Source organism: Granulicella sibirica (genome assembly GCF_004115155.1).
GTDB lineage: Bacteria > Acidobacteriota > Terriglobia > Terriglobales > Acidobacteriaceae > Edaphobacter > Edaphobacter sibiricus.
In genome coordinates, this window is sequence record NZ_RDSM01000002.1 from 747,848 (window position 1) to 760,428 (window position 12,581).

At 59.8% G+C, this 12,581-nt stretch carries 5 protein-coding genes; 2 read left to right on the top strand and 3 right to left on the bottom strand.

Annotated elements, in window-relative coordinates; translation table 11 throughout:
- Positions 1-26 precede the first annotated feature (26 nt).
- A complete protein-coding gene (gene carB / locus GRAN_RS13995; RefSeq protein WP_128913625.1) occupies positions 27-3,308 on the top strand; it encodes a carbamoyl-phosphate synthase large subunit in 3,282 nt (1,093 codons plus the stop codon).
- A gap of 81 nt (positions 3,309-3,389) precedes the next feature.
- On the opposite strand, the gene GRAN_RS14000 is transcribed toward carB, so the two are convergent.
- Entirely contained in the window at positions 3,390-6,893 is a 3,504-nt protein-coding gene (locus tag GRAN_RS14000; RefSeq protein ID WP_128913626.1) for a TonB-dependent receptor, read from the bottom strand.
- 365 nt (positions 6,894-7,258) lie between these two features.
- Here GRAN_RS14000 and GRAN_RS14005 point away from each other — a divergent pair, with 365 nt between their 5' ends.
- Entirely contained in the window at positions 7,259-8,509 is a 1,251-nt protein-coding gene (locus tag GRAN_RS14005; protein WP_241654596.1) for a hypothetical protein, read from the top strand.
- Between the two features lie 6 nt (positions 8,510-8,515).
- Here GRAN_RS14005 and GRAN_RS14010 read toward each other — a convergent pair whose 3' ends face one another.
- Positions 8,516-11,242 (bottom strand): MGH1-like glycoside hydrolase domain-containing protein, encoded by a 2,727-nt coding sequence (locus GRAN_RS14010; protein WP_241654600.1) that lies wholly within the window; start codon positions 11,240-11,242, stop codon positions 8,516-8,518.
- Between the two features lie 126 nt (positions 11,243-11,368).
- Positions 11,369-12,352, bottom strand: a complete 984-nt coding sequence (locus GRAN_RS14015) for a transglutaminase-like domain-containing protein (protein WP_128913628.1) — start codon at positions 12,350-12,352, stop codon at positions 11,369-11,371.
- Between the last annotated feature and the right edge of the window lie 229 nt (positions 12,353-12,581).

Genomic DNA, 12,581 nt, shown 5'->3' on the forward strand with positions numbered 1-12,581 from the left:
AGACATAAGGCACAGGTGCGATAGAAATGCCACGCAGGAATGACATTGCGAAGATTCTGGTGATCGGCTCGGGGCCGATCGTGATTGGGCAGTCGGCCGAGTTTGATTACTCGGGGACGCAGGCTTGCAAGGCGCTCAAGGCTGAAGGCTACGAGGTTGTGCTGGTGAATTCGAACCCGGCATCGATCATGACGGATCCCGAGGTTGCCGATCGAACGTACATCGAGCCTTTGAACGCCGCCTATGTCGAAGAGATCCTGCGGGTCGAGACGGAGATGCTGCGAGAGTCCGGGGCCAAGGGCGTGTTCGCCGTGCTGCCAACGGTCGGCGGACAGACGGCGCTGAACCTTGCCGTCGATCTTGCGGATTCGGGTGTTCTGGATAAGTACGGCGTCGAGTTGATTGGAGCGAAGCTCGAGGCGATCAAGAAGGCGGAGGATCGGCTTTTGTTCAAGGACGCGATGAACAAGATCGGTCTTGACATGCCGAAGTCGCTCCTCGTGAACAACGTCGGCGATGGGCTTGCCTTTGCGGGGAAGATCGGCTTCCCGGTTGTCATCCGGCCTTCGTTCACGCTGGGTGGTTCTGGCGGCGGTATCGCTTATAACCGCGAGGAGATGACGGACATTCTCTCGCGCGGGCTTGATCTCTCGCCGGTCAGCGAGTGCCTGATCGAGGAGAGCGTGCTTGGATGGAAGGAGTACGAGCTTGAGGTCGTGCGCGATCTCAATGACAACGTCATCATCATCTGCTCGATCGAGAACTTCGATCCGATGGGCGTGCATACGGGTGACTCGATTACTGTCGCTCCGGCGCAGACGCTGACGGACCGCGAGTACCAGAGGATGCGTGACGCGGCCATCGCCTGCATCCGCGAGATCGGTGTCGAGACTGGCGGATCGAATGTGCAGTTCGCTGTCAACCCGCTGAATGGCCGCATGACGGTTATCGAGATGAATCCGCGCGTATCGCGGTCGTCGGCGCTGGCTTCGAAGGCGACGGGATTTCCGATTGCGAAGATCGCGGCGCGCCTTGCTGTCGGCTACACACTTGACGAGTTGAAAAACGACATCACGAAGGTGACGCCGGCCTGCTTCGAGCCGACGATCGACTATGTCGTCGTCAAGATTCCGAAGTGGCAGTTCGAGAAGTTCCCTGGAACAGACGAGGGGCTTGGCCCGCAAATGAAGTCGGTCGGCGAAGTCATGGCGATCGGCCGGAGCTTCAAGGAAGCCATGATGAAGGCGGTGCGGTCGCTCGAGACAGGCAAGAAGGCGACGGCTGCGGACATCGAGCCGAGGCGCCTGACGCAACGGCTCGTCACGGCGCACCCGGAGCGTCTGCAGTACGTACGGTACGCCTTCGAGAAGGGGATGACGGTGCGCGAGGTTGCGCGCATGACCGGCATGGATCCGTGGTTCCTGTACCAGATGAAGGAGATCACGGACGAGATCAAGGCCATCAGCGAGATCCCTTTCGAACAGGTTACCGAAGAGGCCTTGCGCGACGCCAAGAAGATGGGCATCTCCGATGAGCGCCTCGCGACCGGCTGGGGAGTCGAAGCTTCCGCTGTTCGTCAGCTTCGCGCCCGGCTCGGTGTGCTTCCGGTGTTCAAGCTTGTGGATACGTGTGCGGCCGAGTTCGAGAGCCTTACCCCGTATCTCTATAGCTGCTACGACGAGGAGGATGAGGCGTCTCCGACGAAGCGCAAGAAGATCATGATTCTCGGCAGCGGGCCGAACCGCATCGGGCAGGGAATCGAGTTCGATTACTGCTGCTGCCATGCGGCCTTCGCGCTGCGCGAAGATGGCTACGAGACCGTCATGGTGAACTGCAATCCCGAGACGGTTTCGACGGATTACGATACGAGCGACCGTCTCTACTTCGAGCCGCTTACGCTTGAAGACGTGCTTGCCGTTTACGAGCACGAGGCAGCCTCCGGTGCCGAGATTGGGATGATCGTGCAGTTCGGCGGGCAGACGCCGCTGAACCTTTCGCTTCCTTTGAAGGCGGCTGGTGTGCCGATCATTGGAACGTCGCCTGAGTCGATCGATCTTGCTGAGGATCGGAAGCGCTTCGGCAAGCTGATCGAGCAGTTGCAGATCCCTCAGCCCGAAGGTGCGATGGCTACGTCCGTGGAGGAGGCTGTCGCGGGCGCGAACCGCGTCGGATACCCGGTGCTTGTGCGGCCATCGTATGTGCTTGGCGGGCGGGCGATGGTGATCGCGTATGACGATGAAGCGATCGTGAAGTACATGAGCACGGCGATCGAGTACTCGCAGGAGCGGCCGGTGCTGATCGATCACTTCCTTGAAGATGCGACCGAGGTTGACGTCGATGCGCTGTGCGATGGCGACGATGTGCTGATTGCAGGCATCATGCAGCACATCGAGGAGGCCGGTATCCACTCAGGAGACTCGTCCTGCGTGCTTCCAGCGGTCGATCTGAGCCAGGATGTGCTGGAGACGATCCGGAAGCATACGCGGGCGCTGGCGAAGGCTCTCAACGTAATCGGACTGGTGAACATCCAGTTTGCGATCCAGCGTGGCAAGGTCTTCGTGATCGAGGTCAATCCACGTGCCTCACGGACCGTTCCGTATGTCTCGAAGGCCACGGGTATTCCTCTGGCCAAGATCGCGTCGCGCCTCATGGTTGGCAAGAAGCTCAGAGATCTCCTTCCGGAGCAGGTTGCCTCGGGCAAGGATCTCGATACGGGATCGCACTTCTTTGTGAAGTCGCCGGTGTTCCCGTGGGGTAAGTTCCCGGGCGTCGATACCGTGCTTGGGCCGGAGATGAAGTCGACCGGCGAAGTGATGGGTGTCGCGGATAACTTCGGCGAGGCGTTCGCCAAGGCGCAGATTGCCGCGGGCCAGGTACTCCCAGTGAAGGGAACCATCTTCCTCTCGGTCAACGATCACGACAAGGATGGGCTCGTGCAGCTCGCGAAGGACTTCACCGAGATGGGCTTCCACCTCGTCGCGACGCATGGGACCGCGGACGTGCTTGAGAAGGCGGGCATGCAGCCGGAGCGCGTCTACAAGGTGAAGGAAGGCAGGCCGAACGTGGTCGACTTCATCAAGGGCGAGCGGATTCAGTTGATCATCAACACGCCGCGCGGGCAGGATACGTTCTTCGATGAGAAGGCGATTCGGCGGGCGGCGGTGCTTGCAAGGATTCCTACAATCACGACCCTGGCGGCTGCGCGCGCTGCTGCAGAGGGAATCGCGGCGCTACAGGGTGGAACGCTGAGCGTGATTGCCTTGCAGACGCTCCATGCGGAACGGGTCGCCGTGGCTACGGTCTCATAACAAAGAAGAGGGGGCCACGGTATGTGGCCCCCTCTTGGTTGATAAAACACTGGGCGAGCCACAACGGCTCGCCCAGTGTCGTTAGAACTGCGCCTTGAGTGCGAACTGGTACAGGCGCGGGGTGTAGTTCGGATCAGTCTGCGAGACCTGGCCGAAGGCTGCGTTGCCGAACTGTGAGGCCGACGTACCGTTCCCAATGTAGAAGTTCGGCGTGTTGGAGATGTTGTAGCTCTCCGCACGGAACTGCACGCTCACGCGTTCGGTGACCGGGAAGTTCTTGAAGATGGAGAGATCGACGTGGCGGAAGTCGGGGCCAAACAGCGAGTTGCGCTGCGTGTTTCCGATGGTTCCAAGGGGCTGAGGAGCGAAGGCCGCCGTGTTGAAGAACTGCGCGTTGGTCTTGTGGCTGGCGCGAGCGTCGCCAATTTGGTTCGGACGATCGTTGCCACCGCTGTTCTGCGGGACCGCGCGATTGCTATAGCCGTGCCTGAGGCCATCGCTCTCGATCGGGTTATCCGCGCCGCTGCCCGTGCTTGTAATGGTGAACGGCTTGCCGCTCTGCCAGACGGTGATGGTATTCGCCTGCCAGCCGCTGAACGCCGCCTTCTTGATGCCGTGGAAGTTCTTGCCATACTGCAGTTCGTAGTTGAGCGAGAGAGCGAAGCGGTTCTGGATGTCGTTCTCCGCGATGCCGTACTCGATCTGCCGAATGCGGGTTGGGTCTGCGTTGCTCCAGCCCTGGCTGCCGCCCTGCTGCGAGAAGCCTGTGATGTCGCTCAGGCCCTTGCTCCAGGTGTAGTTGGCGTCGAAGGCCAGCCCGTGGGTGAAGCGGCGTTGGAAGGAGGTCTGGAGTGCGCTGTAGTTCGAGACTCCTTCGCTGTCGATATAGCTGACGCCGCCGAGGTTATTCAGGATATTGCCGAGGGGACGCGTCGCGCCACTCGAGTTTGTGATTGGGTTGAAGGGTTTTGGCTGGTTGATGTTGTTGATCGACTCCGGCAGATGCTGGCCGATGTTGCCGACGTAGCCGATAGTGAAGACGTTCGCGCCGAACTGCTGCTCCATCTGCAGGTTGAACTGCTGGATAAGAGCCGACTTGAAGTGAGGCGCCTCGGCCACGAAACCAAGGCCATTGATGCCTGCCAGGTTTGTGATGTCCGGTGCGGATGGAGCGGGCAGACCCGTGTTCAGCGTTCCGGGGGCACCGATCTTGGGAGAGGCGCAGTCAGGATTCTGGCCGGCAGACTGACCAAGTTCGGTTTCAATCTGAACGGCGAGGGTCGACTGGCAGGCAGGGCTGAAGTTGGAGGTGAACGGTGCGTTCTTCAGATCGGCGTTCGAGGTGTAGTTGCCGGGGAAGAAGCTCAATCCGTATCCGCCGCGTAGAACGATGCTCGGGGTGAGCGACGCGGAGAAGCCGACGCGTGGTGCTACGTTGGAGTAATCGGTCGGAATGTTGACTTGCGAGTTGACGCCGTTCTGGCCGGCAACCTTGAGAGCAGAGCTGATGGAGGCGGTGTTGAGTGTCAGGGCCTGCAGGAAGTCGAAGTTGGAGATGTGGTTGTGCGCTTCGGTGAAGGGTGTGAAGACGTCGTAGCGGAGGCCGTAGATGAGAGTCAGCTTCGGGTTCACCTTCCAGCTATCCTGCGCGAAGCCGCTTGGCTCGTAGCTGCGATAGTCGGGAGCGAAGAGGTTGGCGTTTCGTACTTCGTTGTTGAAGGCTCCCACGAGCATCGAGGCGAGCTGATTGTTCTGCTGGGTCAACTGGTCGGAGTTGCTGTCGGTCGGGAGGTTGAAGCCATAAGCGCCGACTGCGGATGCGCTCTGGACGTTGCGTGCCTGCCTGCGAAGGAAGCTCGCACCGGCCTTGATGTTGTGGTTGCCCTTGGTCCAGCTCACGGTTCCCGAGTACTGGAAGGTATTGTCGATGTCCTGCAGAGGAACGTAGGCACCATCACCGATTTCAGAGAACGGGCCGACGGAGATCGGTGTCAGGGAATCGGCGAAGGGGCTGAAATTGGTCATGCTGGCAGGGAAGCCGATCTTCACATCTGCTCCGATGCCGTAGTTGAGAGGAAGCGAGAGGTTGTTGATGCGCGTGAAAGCCGCGCGTAGGTCGAGAAGAAGGTTTTGGGTGAAGGTGTGGGTGAATCCGAAGGCATACTGCTGCGAGATGTCCTTTGCGGGACCGTCGAAGTCGTATCGGCCGCCGCTGATCTGCAGGCCGTTCTGGGTGCCGAGGCCGGGAGGCGTAAAGGTGTTGACCGTGTTGTAGGAGAAGCGTCCGAAGAAGACGTTGCGGTCGTTGAAGCGGTGATCGACGCGCGCGTCGTAGGTGTTGCTGGTCTGTGTCTTGTTCGGGCTGGTGATGTAGTTGTTGGTGAGCTGGCCGACTGGGCCGGCGTTGGGGGCGGGGAAGAGCTTGAGGTAGTTCAGAGCGATCTGGTTGATTGGCAGTGGCGTTCCGCTGACCGGGTTGATCGTGCCATTCGCCGTGGAGAGAAGCGATTGCGGATTGGTCTGGATTGCGTTGTATTCGGCGAGTGTCGGGACCGTCTTGGTGTAGGTGACGCCGACTACCTGGCGCAGACCTTCATAGTCGAAGAAGAAGAACGTCTTGTCATGGAAGATTGGTCCGCCGATACTTCCGCCGAACTGGTTCTGGCGTAGCTCGGGCTTGCTTCCTGTCGTCTGGAGGACACTGCGGCCGTCGAAGATGTCGTTGCGGAAGAACTCGTACGCCGAGCCATGGAACTTGTTCGTTCCGGAGCGCGTGACGATGTTGATGACGCCACCAGCGGTGCGGCCAGCCTCTGGCGCATAGCTGTTGGTCTGGACGGTAATCTCCTGGATTCCTTCGACGTTCGGCTTTACGCCGATCGACCCGATGATGCGTTCGTTGTCGTCGACGCCGTCGACAACCCAGTTGTTGAGGGTGTCATCCTGGCCGTTGACCGAGATGCCGGCCGCGTTCGTGCGGCGATCATCCGGGCGTCCACCACTGGACAGACCATTTCCAGGACCTTCATTCGCTCCGGGAACAAGCTGAACGAGCTGGACGAAGTTGCGTCCGTTCAACGGGAGGTCCTGTACCGCCTTGGCCGTCACGGTCGAGCTGACGGTCGCATTGTCGGCCTGGAGGAGAGGCGTCTGAGCCTGTACCTCGATGGTCTGAGACTCCGCTCCGACCTGCATGTGGGCGTCGGCACGGGCACGGTCACCCGCTTCAACGGAGAGATCCTGGGTCGACGAGGTGCTGAAGCCCGTGGCCTTTACCGTGACGGAATAATGTCCAACAGGAAGAAGGCTGAACTGATAGTCACCGCTACCGTTGCTGACGGTCTCGCGTTTTGCCTGCGTCTCCGCGTTAACAAGGGTCACTTGCGCGTTCGGAATGGCGGCTCCGGTTCCGTCGGTGACGGTACCGATGATATCGGCGGTGGTGAGCTGCGCCTGGGCTTTGGAGCCTGCGAAGAGGCTGCCGACGAGAAGAGCTATGAGGAAGAAGGAGCGGCTGAGCCGTCCCCGCGTTCCGTCGCACTGGCCAGTGCAATGTTTGATGTGGTGCCCTTGCTGTTCAATCATGGTTTCGCTTCCTTGATGGTTCTCTATAGATCGGTCGTGAAAAAGCGTGCGGAAGGAGCGATAGCTCGCGACGCGCAGAGGGATGGCTGATGTACGCCCCGAACTATAGGCATGCAAACATACGATCGTGCAGGGGTTTTCTGGTATGCACCCTCCCAGCCGTAAAGGTAAGTCGAGGGGGAAACGCAAACCCGTCTGTTTTCAATAGGGATAGACTAGGTAAAGAGTCCTAGGTTGCCAGGTATTAACCCTCGGGCCTATGCTGTGGGACAGGCCGAAAGGTATTACGTGTACACATGACTCCTGAATTGAACGTCCGACCGCCATCGTTGAGCGAGGCGGAACAGGAAAAAGTGCGAGAGCAGATGAATCGTCTGCTGGAAACGCATCACTTCAAGAACAGCAGGCGCTATCCCGCGCTTCTGCGATTTATCGTCGAAGAGACCCTGGAAGGACGTGGGGAGTTCCTCAAGGAGCGCCTGCTCGGCGTCCGCGTCTTCGACCGGCCAGCGGACTACGACACCGCGTCCGACCCGATCGTCAGGGTCACGATTGCCGAGATACGCAAGCGCATCGCGCAGTATTACCACGACGAAGAGCACGACGCAGAGATAAGGATTGAGCTTCTACCAGGCCGCTATGAGCCGGAATTCCGGGCGAGGCATTCGAAACGCGAGACAGCGATCGTCGCAACCGTCGTCACGGAAGTGGAAGAGATCCTCCCTGTAGTCGAAGCTTCCGCCCCTGCCCCTGCCACTTCGACGGACCCGGTAGAGCTTGCGAAGGCAAAGCCCGGAAGAAACCGGTTGTGGTATCTACTCGGGGCGGCGCTGCTGGTCTTTGCGCTGGTATCGGCGGGTATTCTGCGCTGGCTGCATCCACCTGCTCTGGAAGCCTTGTGGTCGCCGCTTCTGAGCGGCCAGGGATCCGTGTTGTTTTGTCTGCCGACGGACGTCGAGAAGAGAAGAGGTCCGACCGGTGATCCTGTTCCCGATAAGGCTACCGCGCCTGCGAAGAAGCTGACCGGTCGCATGGAAGATGCGTCGACCTTCCGCGCACACCAGGCTTTGGGGGAAAATGTCGTTTACTCCGACATGCTTGCCGCCCTGAGGGTGGCGAATGTGATGGCGGTTCATCAACGTTCCTATACAGTCAGGCTGACCGTTTCAACCACCCTTGAAGACCTGCGCCAGGGGCCGACGGTCCTCATCGGAGGCCTGGATAATCAGTGGACCATTCGAGCTCTCACCAACCTGCGCTACCACTTCGCCGGAAGTGATGACAATCGATACTGGATCCAGGATCAGGAGAATCCCGCAAACCAGCGGTGGTCCCTCGATTTGAAGGAGCCAATCGCGTCCGTCACCCGGGATTACGCCATCGTCTCGCGACTCCACAATGAGCAGACAGGACAAGTGGAGATGATCATCGCTGGGATTGGGATGACCGGCACGGCCGCCGCCGGGGAGTTCATCTCGGACGATCACCGCGCTGCGGAACTCCGCCAGAGGATAGGAGCCGGCTTCAACGATAAGGACTTCGAAGTTGTACTCAGCACGGATGTCGTCAACGGCATCGCCGGAGCCGCAAAGATCGAAGCCGTCTCCGTCTGGTAGCCGGTCTCAGCCGATCTTCTCTTCCGAACGGACCCGGTGCATCCTCTCCATGCAGGTCGCCGCCAGCGCGGTCCATCCGGTCTGGTGGCTGGCCCCGATTCCGCGGCCGGTATCTCCGCAGAAGTACTCGCTGAAGAGCACGAGATCCTTCCAATGCGGATCGTCGATGTACCTTTGTTCGGTTCCATGCGAAGGACGCCGTCCTGTCTCATCCCGGAGAAACAACGAGACGAGCCGCCGCGAGATCTCCTCCGCCGCTTCGAGAAGGTTCAGCATCTTCCCGCTTCCAGCCGGACACTCCACCTTGACGCTGTCACCGTAAACCGCGTGGTATCGCTCGAGCGCATTGAGCAGGAGCATGTTGACCGGAAACCAGACCGGGCCCCTCCAGTTGCTGTTTCCCCCGAACATGCCGCTGTCGCCCTCTCCGGGCACATACTTGACTGTCAGCGTTTTGCCCGCAAGCTCGACTTCGTAGGGGTGTTCGGCGTGGACGCGCGACAGTCCGCGCACGCCATGGTTCGAGAAGAACTCCGTCTCATCGAAGACGCAGCGCAGGATACGCACGAGGCGATCCTTCGGAACGAGAGCGATGAAGCGCGCATCCTTATAGTCCGGATCCTTGGTCTCCACCTGCGAGACGTATCGCGCAAGCTGCTTCTTATTCTTGAGGAACCAGTTCATCCGCTTGGTGAAGCCGGGCAGCTTGTCGAGATGCGGCTTGCTCAACACCCCGATCGCGTACAGCGGAACCAGCCCGACGATCGACCGTACCTTCAGCGGCTTCGGAGTGCCCCCTTTACTCGTCAACTGATCAAAAAAGAAGCCCGCCTCCTCGTCCCAGAGCCCGGTGCCTCCAAGCGTGTTGATGGCATCGATGATGCCGATGAAGTGCTCGAAGAACTTACTCGCGATGTCCTCGTAGGCAGGCCGCGTTTGCGCCAGTTCAAGCGCGATTCCCAACATGGTCGAGCAGTAGAGGCCCATCCACGCCGTGCCGTCGGCCTGATTAAGCGATACCCCATCGGGAAGCGTCGTCGAGCGGTCGAAGACGCCGATGTTATCCAGTCCGAGGAAGCCGCCGCCGAAGAGGTTATGGCCGCCCTGGTCATTGCGATTGACCCACCAGGTAAAGTTCAGTAGAAGCTTCTGAAACGCGCGCTCGAGGAAGTCAAGGTCGCCATTCCCATCCTTGTCCGCAGTGGCTTTGTAGACGTGATAAACCGCCCACGCATGTACCGGCGGGTTCACGTCGCTGAAGGCGAACTCATAGGCCGGCATTTGTCCGTTGGGGTGCAGATACCATTCGCGCAACAGAATGAGCAACTGGCTCTTCGCGTACTCCGGATCGATCTGTGCCATCGGAATCATGTGGAACGCGGTGTCCCACGCGGCAAACCACGGGTACTCCCACTTATCCGGCATGGAGAGAATGTCGCGGCAGAAGAGATGCTTCCACTGCGCATTCCCGCCCTGCAGGCGCTCCGCAGGCGGAGCAGGCTGCGCCGGGTCGCCAGCCAGCCAGCGCTCCGAAACGTAGTAATAGAACTGCTTGCACCACAGGAGCCCGCCATAGGCCTGCCGTGAGACGTTTCGCTCGTCATCGTTGAAGGTCTTCGGGATCCGCCTGGCGTAGAAGTCGTCGGCATCGTCCTTCCGCTCTTTAAAGCACTGCTCGAATCCAGCGACATCGATGGATCCGGGCTCGCTTTCATCTTCCCGCACAAGCCGCAGCCGGATGACCTGCGTCTCGCCCGCAGGAATGGAGATTCGATAGACGAACGCCGTCTTGGTCCCGATCTTCTCCTGCTTGACTGCGTCCTTCTCTCCCTGAACCAGGTATCGGTCGAACGCATCTTTCGAATAGCCCTGTGGCCCGTTATAGTTCGGGTCGAGACGGCGAACGTTTGTGTCGTTTTCGGTAAAAAGAATCTCTTCCGACTGCGGACCGCCGTCTTCCTCCACGGCCATAAATCGATAGCGCCCAAGCGTCTTGTGGTTCGCGATGACGGTGCGGTCGTTGCCGTCCTGCAGATGCATCCAGGGCTTCGTCTCCTGGCCCTGCTCGAGATTCCGCCATGCCCAGTTGTTGCGCAGCGTCAGCGTCGGGGCGACGGTTAGATCCGCGGCCTCCGGTCCCCGATTCGAGATCGTGAGGCGGACCAGTGTGTCCTCCGGCGAACACTTCGCGTACTCGATCAGAACGTCGAAATAACGATCTTCATCAAAGATGTCGGTATCGAGAAGCTCGTATTCGAGATCGTCGTAGCCCCGCGTGCGGTTCTCCTTGACGATGTCGTCGTACGGGAAGGCTCGCTGAGGATATTTGTAAAGCGCCTTCGCATAGGAGTGCGTGGGCGTCGCGTCAAGATAGTAGAACTGCTCCTTGACGTCCTCTCCGTGGTTTCCCTCAGGATTACCGAGCCCGAAGAGCCTCTCCTTCAGAATCGCGTCCTTGCCGTTCCAGAGCGACGTGGAGTAGCACAGGCGGCACTCGCGGTCGGTCCATCCAAGCAGCCCATCCTCGCCCCAGCGATAGGCGCGGTATCGGGCCATGTCATGCGTGAAGTTCCACGCATTCCCGTCCGCCGAGTAGTCCTCACGAACCGTTCCCCACTGCCGCTCAGGCAGGTAAGTCCCCCAGCGCTGCCAGTTTTCTTCGCGGGACGTGGATTTTTGAAGCCGGATGTCTTCGATGCACGGTGATGCGGAAATCTCGTCTTGATTAGGCACAGCGATCTCGTCCTCTTAATCCTTCGTCCGCTTCCCAGGGAAGGCTCTCAGCGTGGATAGATTAGACCATGCCGGAGCCTCGGCACGAGGCCCCCGGGAAACGGCGTTCGCGAAGTCATTTTATTGCTAGAGCGTGGCGGACTGCGTCTGGGTCGGACTTGCCTCGCTCCCGTTCGTCTGGGTCGGCGTCTTGAGCTCGTGCGGGATTGGTTGCGGGATCTCCAGCGCCTCCGGGAGCGGAACCTTGTTTCCCTGCGGGTCGACCTCATTTGATTCGACATAGAAGTGCGCAAGGTACGCCGCCCCGAAGCTGGTCGTGATGGCGACATCGGCGGCATCGCGGCCCGTCGCCATCAGGACACGGCCAATCCGGGGGTAATTGTGTCGCGCATCGATGTTGATCCACTTCCCACCGAGGAACACCTGGTACCACGCGCTGAAGTCGCCCGGCCCGCTGAACGGCCTGCGGATGTCCCCGACGTAGCCAGTCGCATACCGTGCAGGAATGTTCATGCAGCGGGACAGCGTGATGGCGAGGTGTTGGAAGTCCCGGCAGACGCCAACGCGCTCGGTGAATACATCCATCGACGTCTTGGTGGGCCGGGCCGCGTTGTAGTTGAACGCGACGCGGGCGTGCACCCAGTCGCGAATGGCTACAGCCCGAGCCCATCCCGGAGCCGTCGAGCCAAAGAGATCCTGCGCAATCCCACCAAACTGATCCACCTGGCAGTACCGGCTGGGCAATAGAAACTGGAGAACGTCCGCGGGCAGATTCTGCACGGAAGCCTGTTCCGCCCGCACATCATTGGGATCTGGTTTCGCGTCGGTCTCAACGACGCTCGACCCGGAGAGACGCAGATGCCCCTTCGGAGCAAAGAAGCGTGCGCAACGATTCCCGAAGGAGTCGATAAAGTCTGTGCAGGAGACGTTCACCTTCGGGCCGTCGGTAAAAGCTGGGGCGTCCGCGATCGAGGTCGTGAAATGCTCCACGGCCAGCTTGTTTCCAGCACGAACGCGCGACTCAAGCGAGGGATGCACGGAGAGTACGGCGACGATGGCAGTAGGCGCCGGGAGGCGGAACTGGATATCGAACTCTGACAGGATGAGCATGGGACCCCAGACGTCTTGATCAGGCGGAGACGTCTCTTTGAGAAGACACAGTTTAGCCTACGGCACACCTAAGACGCGTTAACGTCTCAAGCCCGTTTATCGGTTGGTTGAGTGCCCCGGATCACCGCAATCGAGCACCGGCCGGCCGGCTCCGTTCCGTCTATAGCCTGAGTGCGGTAGTTTTAAACAAACGCCGCGAGAACATCCCGAAACTTCACGCACTTTTCAT

Coding starts and splice junctions, on each gene's coding strand:
- GRAN_RS14015 (WP_128913628.1), bottom strand. CDS start 12,352: ATGCTCATCCTGTCAGAGTTCGATATCCAGTTCCGCCTCCCGGCGCCT.
- carB (WP_128913625.1), top strand. CDS start 27: ATGCCACGCAGGAATGACATTGCGAAGATTCTGGTGATCGGCTCGGGG.
- GRAN_RS14000 (WP_128913626.1), bottom strand. CDS start 6,893: ATGATTGAACAGCAAGGGCACCACATCAAACATTGCACTGGCCAGTGC.
- GRAN_RS14005 (WP_241654596.1), top strand. CDS start 7,259: ATGAATCGTCTGCTGGAAACGCATCACTTCAAGAACAGCAGGCGCTAT.